Genomic DNA, 20,107 nt, shown 5'->3' with positions numbered 1-20,107 from the left:
GAGTCGATTGAATTGGTGTGATCGAGGAGTGTAAAGAATGTTGAGTTGGGATCAAAGTTCGAGTATTGCGCTGATGCAGCGAGAACGCGCTTGGGTGGAGATTGATCTGGCGGCACTGTCTCATAATGTCCAGCAGATTCTCAGCCTAATTTCACCTAAAACAGAATTGATGGCGGTTGTGAAGGCGGACGCTTACGGGCATGGAGCCGTGACTGTAGCGCAAACCGTTCTGCAATCAGGCGCGAGTTGGCTAGGAGTCGCAACGATTCCTGAAGGCATTGAACTGAGAGAAGCGGGAATTGAAGCGCCGATCTTGGTTCTAGGCGCGACACATACTTCTGAACAAATTCGAGCGATCGAGCATTGGAATCTCCAACCGACGCTGTGTACACCGAAACAAGCTTTGGTCTATTCGGAATCTGCTCGTCGTACTTTGCCGATTCATCTCAAATTCGATACCGGAATGTCTCGCCTCGGAACGTCTTGGGAAAATGCGATCGAGTTTGTGAAATTGGTCAAAGGACTGCCGAATTTGTCGATCGCAAGTATCTATTCGCATCTTGCCACCGCTGAAGACCACGATCCTACGATTCGCCAACAACAACAGCAGCGATACGAAACCGCGATTCGTGCTTGTGGCTATGACTTGAATGGCAAACATCCGAAATTTCATTTAGCAAATTCGGCAGGTACGATCGTTGATTCAAGCTTGCACTATGACATGGTACGAACCGGACTTTTACTGTACGGACTTTATCCCGCCGAACATCTAAGATCCTCTTTAGATTTGCGACCTGTAATGCAAGTGAAAGCTCGTGTGACTCAAGTTAAAACGATTCAAGCGGGAACAGGTGTGAGTTACGGATATCGATTTATTGCCGATCGAGAAACCCAGATTGCCGTAATTGGAATCGGTTACGCAGATGGAGTACCTCGAAATTTATCCAATAGAATGACTGCGCTTGTTCGGGGACAACACGCTAAACAGATCGGCTCGATCACGATGGATCAACTGATGCTTGATGTCAGTCACATTCCCGCTTTGCAAGAAGGAGAAGTTGTCACCTTATTGGGTCAAGACGGCAACGAGAAGATTTTGGCGGATGATTGGGCGAATTTGCTAGGAACAATTTCTTGGGAAATTCTCTGTGGATTCAAGCATCGATTACCGCGTGTGGCAGTGGGTAAGCCACTTGTAAAACCAGAACAATTCAATCCTCGATCGCGCACGTTAAGCTAGATGCAGAGCGTATCGGGAGCGCGATCGTGGTTTTCATTAATCCTAAAACAGACTTCGCTTTCAAAAAAATCTTCGGATCTGAGCAAAGTCACGGAATTCTAATCAGTTTTTTGAACGCCATGCTCTATAAAGGGGAAGCGATCGTTCAAGATTTGACGATTCTAAATCCGTATCAAGCACCCAAGCTTCGTGGCGTTAAAGACACTTATCTCGATGTGAAAGCCCTACTCAGTAGCGGTGAAACCGTCATTATTGAGATGCAAGTGTTGAACGTTGAAGGGTTTGAGAAACGAATCCTTTACAACGCCGCGAAATCTTATTCTATTCAACTCAATGCAGGCGAACCTTACTCCAGCCTAAATCCGGTGATTGCACTCACGATCACAGATTTTAGACTATTTGAAGACATTGACAATCCGATTTCCCACTTCGTTCTTAAGGAAAAAGAATATTTAGTGAATCATCCGATCGAGGATATCGAGCTTGTGTTTGTCGAATTGCCAAAGTTCACCCGTACCTTAGAAGAGTTAGAAACGCTGACAGACAAATGGATTTACTTTCTTCAACACGCTCCAGATTTACGCACTGTCCCAGACAATATGGGCGAGGTGAGAGAAATTCAACAAGCATTTGAGATGGCAAATCAAGCCACGCTAACTCCAGAAGAATTGGACGAGTTAGAACATCAAATCTTTTTCATTCAAGATCAGCGAGGTGCGATCGAGAAAGGAATCAAACAAGGAATTCAGCAAGGACTCCAACAAGGAATTCAGCAAGGAATTCAGCAAGGACTCCAACAAGGAGAACGACAGGCAAAATTAGAGATTGCTCAACGGATGCTTGCGATGATGGATGATGAGTCGATCGCGCAAATGACCGGATTATCGATCGGAGATATTCAGCAACTCAGACAGCAGGCTCAAACGCCTGAATAATCTCAGTTTCTGCGACCATGAATCGCCCAAACAAGAACGCATTGCCAAAACCATATCGCTCGCGGCAATGCGTCTAGCTTGTTATACGATCGATGTCCTATTACACCTGTAAACTAATGGCATAGTTCGGGAAATGCTGTCGGCAGTTCATCTCACTAACGTAAGAAAAGCCATTAGACTGTTTGGGCATCTGAAGGAACAGATTCTAAGCTTTGATTCAGTTGTTGTCGGGCGAGATAGTCTGCTAACTGAGCCTCAATCTTAGTACGAACTTCTTCGCGATAGTCCAAGAAATGCTCATTCAGCGCACAGACAGCAAGGTAATGTTCTGCCACCTTTGGATTCTGTTTGAGAATGCTAACCAGATGATGCCAGAATTTCCACCGTGTTTCTCGGATAACACCTTGTCGCCAGCAGACAATTAAAAATGCTTGAAGTACTTTCCAAGTGAGTTTTCTGAGCTTTTTAGAATGTCTTGGCGCACCTAGCTTGAGGAAATGTCGGTAAGTTCGATCGAGATAATTCACCGGATCATACAGTCGCCAAAATCCATCAATATACTCGCGAGTAACTTCTTCAAGCGGACGAGTCGGCACAAAGTTCATCAAAGTCGATTGATTCAAATTGGCATTGTTCTCGACTAAGCGACCTTCCCGTTTCAAACGATGCCAAAGTGCAGTATCCGGTAAAGCTTGCAGCATCGAGAAAATTGCGATCGGAATCGTGGTCTGTTCCACAAATCGCACAATTCGATCGCCTGCTCCAGAGGTTTCTCCATCAAATCCAATGATGAAGCCTGCCATCACTCGCAAACCTTTTCGAGCGATCGCATCGACCGCATCAGACAACGAATTCCGAGTGTTCTGATGCTTGTTCGTGAGCGATAAACTAGCCTCATCCGGTGTTTCAATTCCTAAGAACACCGCATTGAAATTGGCTTCTACCATCAATTCCATCAGTTCGTCGTCTTGTGCCAAATCGACAGAAGCTTCAGTACTGAGATGGAATGGATAATTATGTTCTTTCATCCAGTCTTGCATCGCTCTGAGCAGCAGTTTCACATTGCGTTTGTTGCCAATGAAATTATCATCGACCATGAAAATCGTGCGTCGCCAGCCCAGTTCATACAACCGATCGAGTTCTGCTAACAATTGCTCTGGGCTTTTCGTCCGGGGTTTGCGCCCATAGAGAACAATGATGTCGCAGAATTCACACTGAAATGGACAACCGCGTGAGAACTGCACTGACATATTATCGTAAGCATCAAAATCCAGCAGATCAAATCGAGGAATCGGCGTAATCGTTACATCTGGTCGATCGCCGTCTGAGCGATAGGTTCCGTTCGTTTCGCCTCGCTCGATCGCTTCAATGAACTTCGGTAAGGTAATCTCTCCTTCATCCAAAATCAGATAGTCTGCTTCAGCCACTTCATTTGGGAGAGCCGTTGCATAAGGACCTCCAACCGCAACTCGCTTTCCTCGTCGTTTTGCTTCTTGAATTTGTGTGAGAAGATCCTGCTTCTGCACAATCATGGCAGACATCAGCACTAAATCTGCCCACTCCCATTCTGCTTCAGTGACGTTGCGAAGATTGCGATCGACCAATTTAAATTCCCATGCTTGCGGCAAAATCGCAGCCACCGTAATCAACCCCAACGGTGGTAACATGGCTTTTCGACCGACAAGCTCTAGTGCTTTTTCAAACGACCAAAAGCTTTGTGGAAAGACAGGATAGAGCAATAAAACACGCATATCGAAGCCTTGATAATTTCTTCTAGGAACAAATGAAAAGCTGTCGCAAGCTTAACTTGTTCTATTCGATCGCTTCTTTGGATGTTTTATTTCGTAACGAAGTTTCCACAATTTGGTTAAAGTTCTGTAACAGGAACAGCAATCGCACCGAAGCACGATCGCACAGCATTAATCTTAGAGGATGTTTGAAAAGCAATCGTTCATCGCATTCCCCCGCCCGGAAATGAATCTCCGGGCGAACTCGCAACGCAGTAAAGCCGCTTTTTGTACTTCTCAAACATCCTCTTAGGCAAGCTGACTCACAAAACTTGCTTGCTCCTCTGGACTCAGCGGTTGTAGCTCCATCAACAATTGAGTTGCTTCCGAGGATAGAGTTGCATCTGTTGGAATGCCACTAGCTAACTGCTGACCGAGTTGATACCAGAATGCCAAACGAGTATTGCCATCCATTGCCTTGTAGCGATCGCCTCCAGAATTAGTGGGCTGTTTGTTACCAGGAATCAGTTCTAGCATGGCTTTGCTTGGATTTGGATCGAGTGCAATTTCATCACCTGGTCCCGCCTTGCTTCTAAGAAAGCTGCCTAGCGTTTGCACTTGTTCGTCAGTGGACTGTGCCTGAATTTCTTGAATCAATCCGGTCATCTCACTGCTATTTGTACTACTGAATGCAGTTGCAGGAATTGAGCCAGAAAGATTTTTAAATAGAAGACCTAATAAAGCGAGTTGATCGTCAGCGGGCAAACTTTGAAACTTGGCGATCGCTTGATCGAGATCGCTGGCATTCATGGAGGTCATAAAAATAGTTTCCAAATCACCTACAGGCATAAGGGTATTTGTCTTAGGGCGAAGAAACCCCTACACAAAGAGAGATGATTTGCTGGAAATGGGCGATGAGGGACTCGAACCCCCGACGTCCTCCTTGTAAGGGAGGCGCTCTACCAACTGAGCTAATCGCCCGCGCTTGATTAATATAACAGATAATTGATTCTCGATTACGATTTGATCCAGATTTATTTTTAATTTTTTGCGATGCCTTCTGGTCGTACTCATGACAGCATTACTCTCTGGAGTTTACCGATCGTAGCTCTCATTACGTTCGGGCTGACTCAAAGCAGCAATCTCACCTTACTCGTTTCCGGTGGATTCCTTTTTGCTGGCTTGATGTTTGGTCCCGATCTAGATATCTACTCGCAACAGTACAAACGCTGGGGAATTCTGCGCTGGATTTGGCTGCCTTACCGCCGAAGTATGAGACATCGATCGATCTTTTCTCATGGTGCAATTATCGGTACGATCGGACGAATTCTTTATCTCGGAATTTGGATTACTCTATTTGCGATTACCGGAATTTTCATTAGTGCGATCGCTCAACAGTTTCTCGGCATGACCGCTCAATGGCAAACCGCTGCACAATCGACGATCGCATTAACAATTCAATCCTCGATCGCACTTGTTCAAAAAGCCTCGATCGAATGTTTAGCGCTCATGATTGGATTAGAACTTGGTGCAATGAGTCACAGTTTAAGTGATTGGATTGGGTCTACGATCAAACGCTGGAACAAGCGACGAAAGCGCTAAAGTGTTGGGTGAACAATCTATGAATGCTTCAATGTCTGAAACCTTAAAAGCGCTACAAGAATTGATCGAGGTGGTGGCGCAACTGAGAAACCCAGAAGGGGGCTGTCCTTGGGATTTAGCACAAACACCACAAAGTTTGATGCCTTATGTGATTGAAGAAGCGTATGAGGTTGTAGACGCGCTTCGGAGTGGAGATGAAGCTGCGATCGCAGATGAACTCGGTGATCTTCTCCTCCAAGTTGTTCTCCAAGCTCAAGTTGCAAAAGATCAACAACAATTTGATCTCACAACGGTTGCTCAAAATATCACCGCAAAGCTGATTCGTCGTCATCCTCACGTTTTCAATAATTTAGAAGTTCAGAGCATTGATGAAGTGCATCAGAACTGGGAAAGGATTAAAGCAACTGAGAATGGTGAAGAACCGACGTTAAGTGACAAGTTGAGAAAATATGCCCGATCGCTGCCTCCTTTGATGGCGGGTATGAAAATTTCTCAGAAAGCGGCGAAAGCAGGATTCGAGTGGGAATCGATCGACGGTGTTTGGGATAAGTTCCACGAAGAACTAGCCGAATTTCAACACGCACTTCAGCATGAAGGCAAAGAGAATCAACAAGCAGAACTTGGAGATTTACTATTCACAATTATCAACTTAGCGAGATGGGCAGATCTTGATCCAGCGGAAGCCCTTCAGGGAACGAACGATCGCTTTATTCAGCGTTTAGTCCAAATGGAAGCGGTGGTCGATCGACCATTATCGGACTACTCTCTCGAAGAACTCGAACAATTTTGGCAAGAAGCAAAGAAAAAATTAGCAAAAGAGCGATCGTAAACTGCCTCTTTCTCAGGTATGATAAACACAGTTTGAAGGGGAGTAGCTGCTGACTCGTTCAGCCCGCTTGAATCAACATACTGGCGATGAGCCTGGTTCAAGCGACAAAGACAGACTTCTTTGTAAGCGAGACTTTCACGAAGTTCACGAAGTGACGTGAGCTTGGTGGAGTCGTTTACCTCTCTCGCATCAAGCTCACTCAGTTCATCCCTACACCGATCTGAGAGGAGCTTATGTTAACAGCATTCACAGCAGGTTTATTACTGATCACCGTGTCAGAATTGGGCGATAAAACCTTCTTTATCGCTATGTGTCTGGCAATGCGGCATTCTCGTCGGTACGTCTTTTTGGGCGCAATTTTGGCGTTGGCAGCGATGACCCTGATTTCTGTTGTGGTTGGGCATTTTGCAACAATTCTACCCAAACCTGTGATTCACTACGGCACGATCGTGCTTTTTATCGTGTTCGGTTTCAAGATGCTCTACGATGCGAGTAAGATGCCGATCGAGTGTCGCCAGACCTCTTTATCAACGAGTGGTGATTGTACGTCTGATGCGGAGAAAGAAGCACTTGAAGCGGTTTCTCAGGCGGAGGCGAATCTTCGGAAGAAAACTCCGTTTGCGATTTCTCTGGAAGCTTTTACACTGACGTTTATCGCGGAATGGGGCGATCGAACTCAGATTAATACAATGGTTCTAGCGGCATCAAATAACGCGATCGGGGTAACGATCGGTTCGATTTTAGGACATGCGATTTGTTGTGCGATCGCAGTATTCGGAGGTCGCCTGATCGCGTCTCGGATTTCAGAACGTACCGTCACACTAATCGGCGGAATTCTATTCTTCGTCTTCGCGCTCCACACGTGGTGGTTTGAAAAGATCTAAACTGAATGGGCGATACAAGATTCGAACTTGTGGCTTCATCCCTGTCAAGGATGCACTCTACCACTGAGTTAATCGCCCGTAGTTATTTACAGTATCAAATCGATGTGAATTTGTCCAGCGTTTTGAGAACTCCGAATCTGGCTCGAAGTTCTCAAATTCAAATTAATTCGGCTTCTTCACTCGTTCTTCGATATCTTCTAGCGTTTGAAGAACGAGGCGTTTTGCCTGAAGTTGCCAGCCGATTTTCTGAACCTGAAATGCGATCGCGCCTCCTACGATCGTGGCAATAAAATCCAACGGCTGCGACATTGAAATCCCAAACAGTAGCCCCAATCCTGCAATTCCCCAGAACGGTAATGCGACGGTTTGACGCTGATCTGCGATCAGTTTATTAATCGGATCAGTCGGCATCTCTGCTAAAAGTTGCTCTTTGACCTGTTTTTGTTCTGCTGCTGAGACGGACAACCCAATTTTTTGCCGCAATTTCTCGATCTTTCGGGCATCTGTGCTGTACTGCGTCAGTTCATCCTCTGCCATCAGAATTAAGCGATCGTACTGTCCCATTCTTTTTCCAATAACTCGCCTCTTCTATTGTTCATCAAATTCTTGCACTAACAAATTCTGAATCTGTGTTTGAAGCGGTTGGATTCTCTGCTGTACCACCGTCCAGATCACTTCATCATCAACCTGAAAATAGGCATGAGTAATAATGTCCCGTAGTCCTGCTATTTTTCGCCAATCTACTTCTGGGTACTTTTCCCGCAGTTGGTTCGGAACGTTCTTGGTCGCTTCTCCGATGATCTGAAGGTTTCGCATGACTGCATCGTAAGTGCGAACATCAGCGAAAAATTCTTCCACCGTCAATCCTTCGACATATTGCAGAATTTTAGTACAGCTATCCACGATGTCTTGCAGGTACAAGCGAACACTACGTGACATAGATCGCCTCGCGCTCAACATTTTCACGAATCTGTGACCGCAATCCTGTACGGGTAACTAAATCAACTTTGGTTCCTAAATGGTCTTCAAGATAGAACTTGACATCCATATACAAATCAAACGTTAACGGTGGCTCTAGATCGACTAGCAAATCAACATCACTATCAGGACGAGCCTCATCTCGCGCCACTGATCCGAAGATGGCAAGCGATCGCACTCCCATTTTTCTCAAGGTCGCTTCATGTTCTTTCAACGTCGCCAAGACTTGATCGCGCTTCATCTCAATGCCTCAACTCAATGCTTCTATTTTGCACCGCCGCCGATCGCATAAAAAACGCGATCGTACTCAGTGCCAAAATTCCCATGATCCCCGCTAACGGATTGCGATCAATTCCTGTGACCCAAGCTGGAACCCGATTCGTGAATGTTATCAATTGCCCTACATTCACGAGGTAATAGCCCCAAACGATTCCTGCATGAAAGCCGATCGATAATCCCAATCGTCCCCGTGTGGCTCGTTTTGCCCAAACTAGAATCGCTCCCAGAATTACGAGGGCAAAAATCTGTGGACGAATCCCATGCACTGCTGCGTAAACAAAACTACTGACTAAAAGCGAAATTTGAGGAGAATAATCGCGATCGAGTTCATTTAACAACCAGCCGCGAAATAATAATTCTTCAGCGAATCCAACTGCGATCGCCATTAGTCCACCTTCTAGAGCGAGTCGCAGAAAGGTGCTCGAAGGAATTTGCCACTGTACCCAACCCAAAATTCCTTGAATTGCAAACATCAAAAGCAAGCTACCAAGCCCGATCGCTAATCCTTGCAGAACATTCTGAATCGTTTGGCGCGGCTGTCTCAGTCCGTACACTCGAAACAGCGGCTCACGGTAAACAGATCGTCCCCAGAACTTTACGAGAAAGATAAATTCTACATACAGACCAATGAGAGTCAGAATTGAAGCTAGGTTCCGAGCCGCATCGTTCACGCCATAAAAAACGCTGACTGCCCATTCGATCGGAATCTTCAGAGGCAGCCATACTAAAAATAACATCAACACAAATAGCCCAATCCGGACAGGAGTTGGGCGATGAGAAATTGCAGCAAAATTAAATTTCAAGCGGCTTCTAACTTTATTCGTCAGGCTCGATCGTACTATCCAAGCCCTTCATTTTCAGAGTTTCGCTATAAAACTCAGCGTGTTCTTGAGCGCACGTAATCACCAACCCAACTCCACTATTGTGAGTTTCCATCATGACATTGACGGCTTGGGGCTGAGTCAGACTCGGAACCGTTTCCATCAACGCCTGCACCACATATTCCATCGTGTTGTAGTCGTCGTTATGCAGTAAAACTCGGTAGCGCGGTGCAAGTTTTCGGGTTGTTGAACGCTTTTCAATAGTTTCAACAGACACAGTTCTATCCTCTCCGTTAGCGATTAGGGGACAATTTAGACAAGGGGTTTCGCCCTATTGATTTTAATGATTTCGATCGTAGACTGACAGAATTCAGTCCAACTCCAGATCCGGGCAGACAAGTAATGATTGGATGCCTTTAGCACACGGGCACGTGATCACGTCTTAGCGTTTCTTCACGATGCGCGTTACTACCTATTCTATCCAAATCGTCGAAAATCGATCAATCAATCAGATGGGACACTAGCAGGTTATCGCTCCCAAAACTTAGAATTAGAAAATGCTTTGATAAATCCTTCATAAAGTCTATGGCTGCCGATTTTCAGCAGTTTCACTCTTCCCAGATCGTTTTTCTCGAACACAATGGCGCTCGTCTCTACGCTGAAGTGGTGCAATTTGTGGAATCGAGGGGACTGTGTTGGGTTCGCCCGATCGCATTAGTGACATCAGACGGAGACTGGACAGATGGCGATCGATTAACGTTGCAAGATCTCCAAGACGGGTCTGATCTGATGTGTCCTGCCGTTTTGTTCCGAGAAGCCTTGGATATGGAGGTTCTGCCTGTTTTAGCCCGGTTAGGAGCCGAATCGAAAGAGCGAAATCCGCTATCTCACCGTCATCTACATCAGTTCATTCAGCAGATTTGGCAGGCACGTCCAGAAGTGTTTGAGAATAAAGCACTGTAAAAATTAGGGTTTTTAATGTTACAAACAACGAAACCTTACTAAACGACGTTTCAGGACTTTTACGAGATTTGCACGATTAGAATTATGTATATTTGCACACATTATTAGTGAAACTACTTACCGAAAAATTTAAATAAGGTGCTCGATCGAATAAAGTTTCTGCGAAACCGCGAACCTGCCCTAGTCGTTCTCAAGTCAGGGCAGTTATCGTCAGAGCGTCCACCGGAAAAACTTGTTTGAGATCGTAAAGTTATGCAGAGTTTGCTCGTCCGTCCACAAGCTACCATCATTCGCCCATGCGGTTCTCTCAACGCTGCAACTGCCACAGACTTCCAACATCAATTTCACTCCGCGATTCTCTCTGAACGACATAGCGCTCTTCTAATCGACATGAGCCAGGTCGAATCTTTAGACAGTGCAGGTTTAATGGCTCTGGTTTCGACTCTGAATTTAGCGCAAGCAAATGGAAAAAGATTAAGCCTCTGTTCCGTTTCAGTGTCGATCCGAATCGTATTTGAACTGACACAACTCGATCGAGTATTCGAGATTTTCGAGAGTTTGTCCGCGTTTGAACTGGCGATCGCTTGAATTCGTTGATTCACCTTGCTTTTCATTCCGCCATCGGTCGCTATACTGGAAAGTCGATCGCGCTCAAGAAAGGCAAGGTGAACCGTGACAATTGCAGTTGAAACTCTCGTCAATACTGATATTCTGCGTCCGGCTCGATATCTTGGCAACGAACTCGGAGCCGTTCACAAACCTTGGACTGATGCGACCGTTCGCTGGGTCTTGACCTACCCCGAAATCTACGAAGTGGGAGCCTCAAACCTCGGTCACATCATTCTTTACAGTATTCTGAATACACAACCTCGGCAGTTATGCGATCGGGCGTATCTCCCTGCACCCGATCTCGCCGCCAAACTCCGAGAAACCAAAACGCCTTTATTTGCAGTCGAATCTCGTCGCCCGTTGACTGATTTCGATATTCTCGGATTTAGTCTCAGTTACGAACTTGGAGCGACGAATATTCTTGAAATGCTGGATTTGGCTGGAATTCCGCTGACTTGGAAAGCTCGATCGGAGAATGATCCCCTAATTTTTGCAGGCGGACAGACCGCAACCTCGAATCCTGAGCCATATGCAGATTTCTTCGATTTCGTGGCGTTAGGAGACGGGGAAGAACTCTTGCCCGAAATCGGCTTAGTAATCGAAGAAGGTAAAACCGCAGGATTGAGCCGCGAAGAATTATTGCTCGATCTCGCTCAAGTTCCGGGCGTTTACGTGCCCAGATTTTACGATATGGCTCCAGACGGCTCAGTTCACCCGAATCGTCCAGACGTGCCCAAACGAATTCTCAGACGGGTTGCAACTCCAATTCCCGCTTATTCGATCGGGCTAGTTCCGTATGTGCAAACGGTTCACGATCGATTGACGATCGAGATTCGTCGCGGTTGTACGAGAGGCTGTCGATTCTGCCAACCGGGAATGCTGACTCGTCCTGCTCGTGATGTCGAACCCGAACAGGTTGTAGACGCGATCGAGGAAGGCATGAGAGCGACCGGATACAACGAATTTTCGCTGCTGTCTCTCAGTTGCTCGGATTATCTCGCTTTACCTGCGGTTGGAGTTGAGATTAAGAATCGGCTGAAAGGGGAAAATATTTCGTTGTCTTTGCCGAGTCAGCGAGTCGATCGCTTTGACGAAAATATTGCCAATATCATCGGTGGGACTCGTCAGACGGGAATCACATTCGCGCCCGAAGCTGGAACCCAACGAATGCGCGACATTATCAACAAGGGTCTAACCAATGAAGAATTGCTACGAGGCGTAAAAACGGCATTCGAGCAGGGTTGGGACAAGATTAAGCTCTACTTTATGATTGGGCTTCCAGGCGAAACTGATCCGGACGTGTTAGGAATTGCAGACACAATTCGCTGGTTGCGTCGGGAATGCACGAAACAAGGGCGCAGACGGTTAGATTTCAACGTAACCATTTCTAATTTCACACCAAAGCCGCATACGCCATTCCAGTGGCACTCGGTTTCGACAACGGAATTTAAGCGCAAACAGGCACTCCTGAGAGAAGCATTTCGATCGATAAAAGGAGTCAAAATCAATTTCACCGATACTCGGATTTCGGCGATGGAAGATTTTGTCGGAAGAGGCGATCGACGTTTAGCCCCGGTCGTTCAACGCGCTTGGGAACTCGGTGCGGGAATGGATTCATGGTGGGAAAGTCTTGAGAAAGCGTTTGGGGCGTGGACACAAGCGATCGAGGAAGCGGGAGTCACATGGAAATATCGCCAAGTCGAAAACGGGGAATGGAATATTTTCGAGTCGGATGAATCGAGTGAGCTTGATGCGCCGTTGCCTTGGGATCATTTGGATACAGGGATCGATAAGAAATGGCTGAAGGAAGATTTGCAAAAAGCACTTGAAGCCGCGATCGTTCCTGATTGTTCGTTCGAGGGTTGTTCTCACTGTGGCGTTTGTGGCGTTGATTTTGGTCACAATATCGTGATTCCACCGCTTGAAATTCCCGAATTTACTGGACATTTTGAGCCAGATCAGACACGGGCGCAACGCCTACGGGTACGAATGGGTAAAGAAGGTGAAATGGCATTATTAAGTCATTTGGACATGATGCGATTGTTCGATCGTGCCGTTCGTCGCGCATCAATTCCGGTGACATTCACAGGCGGATTTCACCCCTCGCCCCGAATTGTCCCCGCGAGTGCACTACCCCTTGGGGTCAGCAGTTCCGGTGAAATTGTCGATTTTGAATTAACTCGATCGATGGAGATTGAAGAATTCCGCGATCGACTGAGTGCCCAACTTCCCGCAGAAATCCCAATCTATTCAATTGAAGAAGTCAATCCACAACAACCCGCCGCCGCTGTCCTACTCCAAAAGGCAGAATACCGAATCGAGGTCGGGTCTGAAACTGAAGCAAATTGGCAGAGTTGGATCGATGAAACTTTGGCGAAATCGGAAATTTGGTTAGAGCAAACCACCAAAAAGGGCAAAACTTATCCGTTAGATATCCGCGATCGCTTATTTGATCTGCAATTGCTTGAGTCAACCGCACAGAAAGCCACTCTGCGATACATCGGTAGCTGTCAGAACGATGGAACGCTATTACGTCCAGAGCAAATGGTTACGATTCTTGAACAAGTTTCTGGACAAGAATTACATCTATTAGCGATTCATCGCAGTCAATTGTTTTTGGCGTAATCAAACTTTCCGTAGTCACCCTACATAAAATCAAATCGTGAAAATTGGTACGGATGCAAATTCGCACGTTATAATGCTTTGCATCACAGTTTGTGGCGAGCTAGGGAACCCCGTAAATGCTGTCGGGCGTTGGTCTTAGAGACTCGTTCAGGCTGTTAGCCAGATTTTCGTAATTCTTCATCCAGATGCAGCGGACGAAATATATACGATCGCTGCCTGTTTGATCGGAGTTCACTCGTTGACTGTTCAGAGTCAGAGTGAGGATCGGTTTGAGGTTGTTTTTTCAAACCCTCTCACGTCGAACACTACTCAGACTTCATCGTGATTGAGATTTCACGTTCCTGTGTTTTTTCCCCTGCGATCGGAGCAAAACTTCAAAGGCTTCGATCGCATCCCCAGTTTTGAGGAAATTGAATGCCAAAGCAAATTGTGATTGCTGAGCAGCATAGAATCGCTGCTGTATTTTCAGAAGATCAAATCCAAGAATTAATCGTTGCCACCGGAAGTCATCAGGTGAGCGACATTTATTTAGGGATTGTCGAAAACGTTTTACCCGGAATCGATGCCGCGTTTGTCAATATTGGCGATTCTGAACGAAATGGATTTATTCACGTTTCAGATCTAGGACCGTTAAGACTAAAGCGATCGGCAGGTTCGATTACAGAACTGCTTGCCCCACAGCAAAAAGTTCTCGTCCAGGTGATGAAAGAGCCGACCGGAAATAAAGGTCCGCGCCTCACCGGAAATATCTCGATGCCCGGTCGTTATTTAGTCCTGATGCCAAACGGTCGCGGAGTGAATCTCTCCCGCCGAATTCGCAACGAAAATGAGCGGAATCGTCTCAGAGCCTTAGCGATTCTGATTAAGCCCGCTGGCATGGGAATTGTGATCCGTACTGAAGCGGAAGGAATGCCCGAAGAGGCAATCATGGAGGACTTAGAAGCACTCCAGAAACAGTGGGAAGCGATTTTACAAGAAGCAGGTTCGACTCGTGCGCCTGCGCTCCTAAATCGCGATGACGATTTTATTCAAAAAGTTCTACGGGATGTCTACAGTTCTGATGTCAACCGAATCGTTGTCGATTCTCACACGGGATTAAAACGAGTTAAACAACAGTTATTAAACTGGGGCGGCGGCAAACCTCCCCAAGGAATTCTGATCGATCATCACCGCGATCGCATTTCTATCCTCGATTATTTCCGCGTCAATGCCGCGATCCGAGAAGCGCTCAAACCGAGAGTCGATCTCCCTTCTGGCGGTTACATCATCATTGAGCGAACCGAAGCTTTGACCGTAATTGATGTCAACTCTGGATCATTTACTCGATCGGCAACCGCAAGAGAAACCGTTCTTTGGACGAACTGCGAAGCCGCAACCGAAATCGCTCGACAATTACGCCTTAGAAATATTGCAGGTGTGATTATCGTAGACTTCATCGATATGGAGTCTCGCCGCGACCAGTTGCAAGTTCTGGAGCACTTCAATAAAGCCCTGCGATCGGACAAAGCGAAACCGCAAATTTCTCAGCTTTCCGAACTCGGCTTAGTCGAACTCACCCGGAAACGCCAAGGGAAAAACATTTACGAATTATTCGGTCGTCCCTGTCCGACTTGTGGCGGTTTAGGACACGTCGTTCACCTACCCGGAGAAAGTGAGGCTGAGGAAGGTGAAAGCCTGGATACCCGTCCTGCTGCTCGATATGACAGCACCCCTCGACGCACTGAACCCCGGCGCGATCCTGCTCCTGCAACCGAATCTTTCTGGGAAGGAGACGATCTAGAAAACGAAGGTGGCGATTCTGATCTCGAACTCTTGCATCATCCGAGCTATCAAGAACGCGGTCGATCGACAAGAACACGATCGCGTCAGCGTCGTCCTCGAATTGGTGAAGAAGCTCCCCGCGCTGAGTTTCCGCGCAATGATGCCCCCGTTCGGGAAACGCCCGCTAGACCGAGCCGTTGGGAAGAATCAGGCAGTCGTCCGAATGGATCGATTCCCGCTCCGACCTTGGTTTCTCGATCGACCGAATTCACGCCTGAACCCGCGATCGATCCTCCCGTCGAAGAAGCCCCCCGCGAAAACCGCTACGAAGATCGGCGCAATAATCGCAACCAAAGACGCGATCGATTTAACAAGACTCCGGCTGAACCGCCTGAAGTCGTCTATGTCGAAATGACTCCAGACGAGCAGGACGTTTACGCCTGGATGGGAATTTCGCCGCTGATTCTATCGAGTCAAGAAGTGAAGAATCCGAAGTCTGCACTCGTGTCGGTTCTTCTTCCCGGTGAAGCTCCTCCACCTGAAGCGGTTCAAACTGCTCCGGTTGAAGCGTTACCGACGATTGACGTTCCTGCTGTCGAAGAGCCTGTCGAAGAACTTGTCGAAGAATCTCCAGTCAAAGAGGATTTTCCTAAGATTGCAGCCGAAGTGGAAAAGCCTGAACTGGAAGAAGTAGCCGTCGAATCTGCTGAACCAGAGGAAGAAGCCCCAGTGAGAAGAAGACGGCGGCGATCGTCTGCAACCGCGAACGATTAACGTGCCTCAGAATCCGACCCTTGAAATGGAGCAGTCTTTGTGGAAGCAAGGACTGCTTCGTGTTGCAGGTGTGGATGAAGTGGGTTTGGGATGCCTTGCAGGTCCGATTGTTGCCGCCGCTGTTCTCTTGCCGCCTGAGTGTAGACTGATCGAAGGCGTTCGAGATTCTAAACTTTTGTCTGCTCAGGCTCGATCGCGGCTTTTCATTCAAGTTAAAGAGACCGCGATCGCAGTCGGAGTCGGAATTGCAACTGTCCAAGAAATTGAACAAATCAACGTTCTTCGTGCTTCCTACTTGGCAATGCAGCGAGCCTTGTCTCGAATTGCACCTTACGATCACGCTTTGATTGATGGTCGTCCGATCAAACAAGCAGAGTTAGGGTCACATACTGCAATGATTGACGGCGATGCGACTTGTTATGCGATCGCGTGTGCGTCGATCGTGGCGAAAGTAAGACGCGATCGATTCATGCAGCGACTTGCAAAACGTTATCCCTATTATGGTTGGGAACGCAATGCAGGTTATGGAACAAAGCAGCATTTAGAAGCGATCGACCAGTTCGGCATCACGCCTTATCACCGTCGAACTTACGCGCCTGTGCAAAGAGCGATCGAGCAATTAACGTTCAATTTAGAGGATTAACTGCGATCGGATCAGTTGACGTATTGTTCTCCATCTGCAAAGCGACCCAGTTGCGGTAATCGTTCAATAACTGCTGCATCAAACGCTGTTTAATCGTGGATAAAACGCTCATCAGCAAACCATTTCCAGCCGTCTCTATCAAAGGGCGCGGCATAAATGTGAACGGTGGCGGAAGTTCGACCTGTACAACCAAATCAGCCTGTCCCTTCAGATAAGTCACGCCATGCTGTTGGGCGGGTGAAAGTCTTCCGTTTAAATCCAATGAAAACTTGTCTCGGTTATAGTCAATTCCGCGCACATCACACGCGATCGACTTTAAATTGATCGTTGCAGGTTCCGTTAACCAAACCCGCATATCTACCACAGGTTGAATGCACAACGTCATGAAGTTGAGCTGCCGCATCTTCAGCCGATACACATCGTCGTCCATTGGTTCAATCTGACTTGATGCGGCGAGTGCATTCACGACTCGTTGCGGTTGCCGTAAATAATTTGTGATATGAATAGGCTGCTCTGGAACAACCAGATCAACTCCCAGTGAGGCAGAAAACCGAATATCCATCAGGGAAAGTTTGTGAGGAGGTTCTTATTAATTATGAACTAATTTTAAGGGGCTTATTCTAACTGTTCGTTCACCTTTTGAAATATAAACATATTTAGTTGATTAAAAGATTACTGTTTTACAAAACTCAGCAGATTATAAAACAGGACTAGAGTTTTGAAAGTTAGGGAATTGACAATGACACAGACTATCGCGCATTTAGGACCGCATGGGACTTATGCAGAAGCAGCAGCACTAAAATACTTATCTTGGCTGACTCAGACCGCGAATGATAGTGCGTTTCTCTGTCCTTATCCCAGCATTGCACAATCTCTAGAAGCGGTTGCAAAAGGACAGGCGCATTTCGCTGTGGTTCCAGTCGAAAACTCGATTGAGGGAAGTGTAACGATGACAATGGACGCGCTTTGGCGACTCGATACACTTAGAATTCAACATGCGATCGTGCTGCCAATTCATCATGCTTTGTTGTCGATCGCAGAACGGTTAGACGAAATTCAAACAGTTTATTCTCATCCTCAAGCCCTGGCTCAATGTCAAAACTGGCTCGATCGTCATCTTCCAAATGCTCAATTAATCGCTGCAAATTCGACGACTGAAGCACTACAGCATTTAGGGGCGGATCAAACGATCGCAGCAATTTCCTCACAGAGAGCAGCGCAATTGTACAGTTTGCCAATCCTCGCTTCACCGATTAATGATCATCCCGAAAATTGCACTCGGTTTCTCGTTCTCAGTTTGGATGCTTCAAAAGGTGGCAGTCGAACTTCTCTAGCCTTTAGTGTGAGCGCAAATCAGCCTGGAGTCTTGGTCAAACCGCTTCAGATTTTTGCAGAACGAGGAATTAATTTAAGTCGAATTGAATCGCGACCGACTAAGCGATCGCTCGGTGATTATGTCTTTTTCATGGATTTAGAAGCGGACACCTGCGAAGCTGCAATGCAATCTGCACTCGCAGAATTAGCAAATTGCACTGAAACCCTCAAAATCTTTGGCAGCTATGATGTTCTGCCCTCGATGAGTTGAGGTGTCTCATTCGCAACCAAGACAGGTTCAGGAATTGCTAAAGGTTGAAGCGGTTTCGCATTTTCTTCGAGCTTTGCACCGATTTCTAGAGGCGCTTCTTGAGGAGCAGGTAAGCCATCCAGAGGTCGAGCTACTTCAGGTTCAGGAGTAGCTTGAATCGTAGGTTTCACCAATTGATCTACAGCCTGTTTCACGAATATTTGCAGAAAGGGCAACCGTCGATTTTGCTCAAAAACTTTCTGCATCACTTGTTGCAGCACGTCTTGTTTAATCTCTCCACTCGGCTGACCTTCAAAATATTCAATCAGTGTCAATCCAGCCATTCGAGTCAAATACGCAGCACTTACACCTTGCATCAATCCACCTGCAACAAAAGTGAGCGCGTTCGTTTTTAGAATCGATGCGATCGCTTGTGTCGAAACTTCCACAAGTCCCAATTTCACCATCACACTCGCCATCGTTGCCGCAACTGTTTTCGCTTGCTCTAACGTGAATTTGCGCTGATACAGATTGCTCAGATCGAGTACCATTTGCCCATTAATTGCAGCGGTTGCTAACAAATCTAATGCTGGAAATGGATTCGCAAACGCCGTTCCCGCTACAATCCACTGAGCTTGATCGATTTTCGGCATTGCTCGATCGCGTCTCACTCGATTTAATGCCGTTTTCGCCTCAGCTTGAACTGCGGTCACATTACTCAGCGAACTTGATAAAACAAGCTGCTGTCCTTCGTGTAAAAGAATTTGATTTAATCGATCGAGCAATGGCGAAATCTGCGGATCTGGCTTCTCTAACCATTCTTTAACTGTGCCATCCGCTCTGTGTTGTCTAATCTTTAACGATTTCGGATTCGTTGCGATCGCAATCACATCTTGAGGCGCAAGAATCCCTGTCATTCGATCGCGCAAATGATTCAAAATCATCTGCTGTGCTTCTGGTAGATATTGATCTTGTTTATTAAAAATAAGAAGTAATCGTTTTCCAACCGCCGTTATTTTCTGAATTGCTTGAAGTTCAGTTGCCGTTAAATCACCATTCGTCACAAACAGAACGACATCTGACGATCGTGCTAATTTCCAAGCATCTCTTTCTGCAATAATTCCGCCATCCGTTGCAGCAAACAATTCTGGCGTATCTTGTAAAACTAACTTCTGTGAAATTCCCTCAGCCCAGCGATTTTGTAATAGATTCACGAGCATCGTTTTACCGACCGATTTTCCGCCCAATACTGCAAAGCGAATTTCATCTCGATTGAGATCTGAAGTGATGTGGTGAATCTGTGATCGCAAATCCGATAATTGTTGAGCGCTGCCATCGATCGTTAAATCCTGAGACTCGATCGCCAGCAAATCCAATAAGTTCTTTGCTTCAACTAATTCGGTTTGCACTCGATTCAGTGTAACTGGCTCAACCTGAATTTTCGGAGTGTCATCTTTCTGAAATTTCAATGCCACCCAAGCAATTCCGCTACCAATGACGATCGCGGGAAGCCAATCGCCCAAAGTATGTGTCAAATTCTCTAAAAACCACAGGGAAAGGGTTGCACCGATACCCCCGAAAATTAACGATCGCTGCCAGCTAGACATTCTTAATACATTTTGCAAACCACTGCCTTCCAGGATAAGCCATAGCTCTTTAGTTGACTTGTCCCAAACGAAGCAATTTAAACACGAAAAAGCCCCCCATCGCTGGAGGGCTTCGCATTCAATCAACTAAAACTTAACCGTTGATTGCAGGTGCAGACAGCGCCACAGGTGCAGCTTCGCCAGCAGCCAAGTCAAGCGGGAAGTTGTGAGCGTTGCGCTCGTGCATCACTTCCATTCCCAAGTTCGCACGGTTGATTACATCAGAC

At 46.6% G+C, this 20,107-nt stretch carries 21 protein-coding genes, 2 tRNA genes and 1 pseudogene; 11 read left to right on the top strand and 13 right to left on the bottom strand.

What is annotated here, in order from left to right:
* Window positions 1-37 precede the first annotated feature (37 nt).
* Together alr and ACQ4M5_RS35330 are read left to right on the top strand one after the other, a co-directional pair.
* On the top strand, window positions 38-1,240 hold the full coding sequence (alr, locus tag ACQ4M5_RS35335; protein ID WP_430680474.1) for an alanine racemase: 1,203 nt from the start codon (window positions 38-40) through the stop codon (window positions 1,238-1,240).
* Between the two features lie 26 nt (window positions 1,241-1,266).
* Window positions 1,267-2,175, top strand: a complete 909-nt coding sequence (locus tag ACQ4M5_RS35330; RefSeq protein WP_430680473.1) for an Rpn family recombination-promoting nuclease/putative transposase — start codon at window positions 1,267-1,269, stop codon at window positions 2,173-2,175.
* Between the two features lie 173 nt (window positions 2,176-2,348).
* On the opposite strand, the gene ACQ4M5_RS35325 is transcribed toward ACQ4M5_RS35330, so the two are convergent.
* The 4 genes from ACQ4M5_RS35325 to ACQ4M5_RS35310 all read right to left on the bottom strand — a co-directional run bounded on the left by ACQ4M5_RS35325 (window position 2,349) and on the right by ACQ4M5_RS35310 (window position 4,883).
* Entirely contained in the window at window positions 2,349-3,926 is a 1,578-nt protein-coding gene (locus ACQ4M5_RS35325) for a B12-binding domain-containing radical SAM protein (protein WP_430680472.1), read from the bottom strand.
* Between the two features lie 61 nt (window positions 3,927-3,987).
* Window positions 3,988-4,203, bottom strand: a complete 216-nt coding sequence (locus tag ACQ4M5_RS35320) for a hypothetical protein (RefSeq protein WP_430680471.1) — start codon at window positions 4,201-4,203, stop codon at window positions 3,988-3,990.
* Window positions 4,204-4,211: 8 nt separating this feature from the next.
* Entirely contained in the window at window positions 4,212-4,721 is a 510-nt protein-coding gene (locus ACQ4M5_RS35315) for an orange carotenoid protein N-terminal domain-containing protein (RefSeq protein ID WP_430680470.1), read from the bottom strand.
* A gap of 89 nt (window positions 4,722-4,810) precedes the next feature.
* Window positions 4,811-4,883: transfer RNA gene (locus ACQ4M5_RS35310), tRNA-Val, on the bottom strand.
* 72 nt (window positions 4,884-4,955) lie between these two features.
* Here ACQ4M5_RS35310 and ACQ4M5_RS35305 point away from each other — a divergent pair.
* From ACQ4M5_RS35305 to ACQ4M5_RS35295, 3 genes are all read left to right on the top strand, one after another.
* Entirely contained in the window at window positions 4,956-5,504 is a 549-nt protein-coding gene (locus ACQ4M5_RS35305; protein WP_430680469.1) for a metal-binding protein, read from the top strand.
* 19 nt (window positions 5,505-5,523) lie between these two features.
* On the top strand, window positions 5,524-6,333 hold the full coding sequence (mazG, locus tag ACQ4M5_RS35300; protein ID WP_430680468.1) for a nucleoside triphosphate pyrophosphohydrolase: 810 nt from the start codon (window positions 5,524-5,526) through the stop codon (window positions 6,331-6,333).
* Window positions 6,334-6,566: 233 nt separating this feature from the next.
* Complete coding sequence (locus ACQ4M5_RS35295) at window positions 6,567-7,217, top strand: TMEM165/GDT1 family protein (RefSeq protein WP_430680467.1); 651 nt, start codon at window positions 6,567-6,569, stop codon at window positions 7,215-7,217.
* Window positions 7,218-7,223: 6 nt separating this feature from the next.
* Here ACQ4M5_RS35295 and ACQ4M5_RS35290 read toward each other — a convergent pair.
* From ACQ4M5_RS35290 to clpS, 6 genes are all read right to left on the bottom strand, one after another.
* Window positions 7,224-7,295: transfer RNA gene (locus ACQ4M5_RS35290), tRNA-Val, on the bottom strand.
* 84 nt (window positions 7,296-7,379) lie between these two features.
* Window positions 7,380-7,781 (bottom strand): hypothetical protein, encoded by a 402-nt coding sequence (locus tag ACQ4M5_RS35285; protein ID WP_430680466.1) that lies wholly within the window; start codon window positions 7,779-7,781, stop codon window positions 7,380-7,382.
* A gap of 24 nt (window positions 7,782-7,805) precedes the next feature.
* Window positions 7,806-8,156 carry a HepT-like ribonuclease domain-containing protein gene (locus tag ACQ4M5_RS35280; protein ID WP_430680465.1) on the bottom strand — a complete coding sequence of 117 codons (351 nt, stop codon included), beginning with the start codon at window positions 8,154-8,156 and terminating at the stop codon, window positions 7,806-7,808.
* Window positions 8,146-8,436: a nucleotidyltransferase family protein gene (locus ACQ4M5_RS35275; RefSeq protein ID WP_430680464.1), complete on the bottom strand. Its 291-nt coding sequence runs from the start codon at window positions 8,434-8,436 to the stop codon at window positions 8,146-8,148. Before ACQ4M5_RS35275 ends, ACQ4M5_RS35280 begins: the two co-directional genes overlap by 11 nt.
* A gap of 1 nt (window position 8,437) precedes the next feature.
* On the bottom strand, window positions 8,438-9,277 hold the full coding sequence (locus ACQ4M5_RS35270; protein WP_430680463.1) for a CPBP family intramembrane glutamic endopeptidase: 840 nt from the start codon (window positions 9,275-9,277) through the stop codon (window positions 8,438-8,440).
* Window positions 9,278-9,290: 13 nt separating this feature from the next.
* Window positions 9,291-9,572, bottom strand: coding sequence for an ATP-dependent Clp protease adapter ClpS (clpS, locus tag ACQ4M5_RS35265; protein ID WP_430680462.1), 282 nt, complete (start codon window positions 9,570-9,572; stop codon window positions 9,291-9,293).
* Between the two features lie 308 nt (window positions 9,573-9,880).
* On the opposite strand from clpS, the gene ACQ4M5_RS35260 reads away from it, so the two are divergent.
* From ACQ4M5_RS35260 to ACQ4M5_RS35240, 5 genes are all read left to right on the top strand, one after another.
* Entirely contained in the window at window positions 9,881-10,258 is a 378-nt protein-coding gene (locus ACQ4M5_RS35260) for a hypothetical protein (protein WP_430680461.1), read from the top strand.
* Window positions 10,259-10,510: 252 nt separating this feature from the next.
* Window positions 10,511-10,846, top strand: a complete 336-nt coding sequence (locus ACQ4M5_RS35255) for an STAS domain-containing protein (protein WP_430680460.1) — start codon at window positions 10,511-10,513, stop codon at window positions 10,844-10,846.
* Between the two features lie 84 nt (window positions 10,847-10,930).
* Window positions 10,931-13,492 carry a TIGR03960 family B12-binding radical SAM protein gene (locus tag ACQ4M5_RS35250; protein WP_430680459.1) on the top strand — a complete coding sequence of 854 codons (2,562 nt, stop codon included), beginning with the start codon at window positions 10,931-10,933 and terminating at the stop codon, window positions 13,490-13,492.
* Between the two features lie 414 nt (window positions 13,493-13,906).
* The gene (locus ACQ4M5_RS35245) at window positions 13,907-16,027 is read left to right on the top strand and encodes an Rne/Rng family ribonuclease (protein WP_430680458.1); all 2,121 of its coding nucleotides are present in this window, start codon (window positions 13,907-13,909) and stop codon (window positions 16,025-16,027) included.
* 1 nt (window position 16,028) lies between these two features.
* Window positions 16,029-16,670, top strand: coding sequence for a ribonuclease HII (locus ACQ4M5_RS35240; RefSeq protein WP_430680457.1), 642 nt, complete (start codon window positions 16,029-16,031; stop codon window positions 16,668-16,670).
* On the opposite strand, the gene ACQ4M5_RS35235 is transcribed toward ACQ4M5_RS35240, so the two are convergent.
* Window positions 16,654-17,232 (bottom strand): DUF1997 domain-containing protein, encoded by a 579-nt coding sequence (locus ACQ4M5_RS35235; protein ID WP_430680456.1) that lies wholly within the window; start codon window positions 17,230-17,232, stop codon window positions 16,654-16,656. The genes ACQ4M5_RS35240 and ACQ4M5_RS35235 overlap by 17 nt on opposite strands.
* A gap of 177 nt (window positions 17,233-17,409) precedes the next feature.
* Here ACQ4M5_RS35235 and pheA point away from each other — a divergent pair, with 177 nt between their 5' ends.
* Window positions 17,410-18,255, top strand: coding sequence for a prephenate dehydratase (pheA, locus tag ACQ4M5_RS35230; protein WP_430680455.1), 846 nt, complete (start codon window positions 17,410-17,412; stop codon window positions 18,253-18,255).
* Here the strand turns inward: pheA and ACQ4M5_RS35225 are convergent.
* Together ACQ4M5_RS35225 and ACQ4M5_RS35220 are read right to left on the bottom strand one after the other, a co-directional pair.
* Window positions 18,228-19,841: a YcjF family protein gene (locus ACQ4M5_RS35225; RefSeq protein ID WP_430680454.1), complete on the bottom strand. Its 1,614-nt coding sequence runs from the start codon at window positions 19,839-19,841 to the stop codon at window positions 18,228-18,230. The two genes, pheA and ACQ4M5_RS35225, sit on opposite strands and share 28 nt — an antisense overlap.
* A gap of 133 nt (window positions 19,842-19,974) precedes the next feature.
* Window positions 19,975-20,107: pseudogene (locus ACQ4M5_RS35220) on the bottom strand (photosystem II q(b) protein); the annotation flags it as partial.

It is taken from the genome of Leptolyngbya sp. AN10 (assembly GCF_050565645.1).
Taxonomy (GTDB): domain Bacteria; phylum Cyanobacteriota; class Cyanobacteriia; order Leptolyngbyales; family Leptolyngbyaceae; genus Leptolyngbya.
This window is presented reverse-complemented; position numbering and strand designations above follow the sequence as displayed.

What these genes read in the sequence shown, in the direction of transcription:
- alr (WP_430680474.1), top strand. Translation starts at nt 38, where the DNA reads ATGTTGAGTTGGGATCAAAGTTCGAGTATTGCGCTGATGCAGCGAGAA.
- ACQ4M5_RS35325 (WP_430680472.1), bottom strand. Translation starts at nt 3,926, where the DNA reads ATGCGTGTTTTATTGCTCTATCCTGTCTTTCCACAAAGCTTTTGGTCG.
- ACQ4M5_RS35315 (WP_430680470.1), bottom strand. Translation starts at nt 4,721, where the DNA reads ATGACCTCCATGAATGCCAGCGATCTCGATCAAGCGATCGCCAAGTTT.
- ACQ4M5_RS35305 (WP_430680469.1), top strand. Translation starts at nt 4,956, where the DNA reads ATGCCTTCTGGTCGTACTCATGACAGCATTACTCTCTGGAGTTTACCG.
- mazG (WP_430680468.1), top strand. Translation starts at nt 5,524, where the DNA reads ATGAATGCTTCAATGTCTGAAACCTTAAAAGCGCTACAAGAATTGATC.
- ACQ4M5_RS35295 (WP_430680467.1), top strand. Translation starts at nt 6,567, where the DNA reads ATGTTAACAGCATTCACAGCAGGTTTATTACTGATCACCGTGTCAGAA.
- ACQ4M5_RS35285 (WP_430680466.1), bottom strand. Translation starts at nt 7,781, where the DNA reads ATGGGACAGTACGATCGCTTAATTCTGATGGCAGAGGATGAACTGACG.
- ACQ4M5_RS35280 (WP_430680465.1), bottom strand. Translation starts at nt 8,156, where the DNA reads ATGTCACGTAGTGTTCGCTTGTACCTGCAAGACATCGTGGATAGCTGT.
- ACQ4M5_RS35275 (WP_430680464.1), bottom strand. Translation starts at nt 8,436, where the DNA reads ATGAAGCGCGATCAAGTCTTGGCGACGTTGAAAGAACATGAAGCGACC.
- ACQ4M5_RS35260 (WP_430680461.1), top strand. Translation starts at nt 9,881, where the DNA reads ATGGCTGCCGATTTTCAGCAGTTTCACTCTTCCCAGATCGTTTTTCTC.
- ACQ4M5_RS35255 (WP_430680460.1), top strand. Translation starts at nt 10,511, where the DNA reads ATGCAGAGTTTGCTCGTCCGTCCACAAGCTACCATCATTCGCCCATGC.
- ACQ4M5_RS35245 (WP_430680458.1), top strand. Translation starts at nt 13,907, where the DNA reads ATGCCAAAGCAAATTGTGATTGCTGAGCAGCATAGAATCGCTGCTGTA.
- ACQ4M5_RS35235 (WP_430680456.1), bottom strand. Translation starts at nt 17,232, where the DNA reads ATGGATATTCGGTTTTCTGCCTCACTGGGAGTTGATCTGGTTGTTCCA.
- pheA (WP_430680455.1), top strand. Translation starts at nt 17,410, where the DNA reads ATGACACAGACTATCGCGCATTTAGGACCGCATGGGACTTATGCAGAA.
- ACQ4M5_RS35225 (WP_430680454.1), bottom strand. Translation starts at nt 19,841, where the DNA reads ATGTCTAGCTGGCAGCGATCGTTAATTTTCGGGGGTATCGGTGCAACC.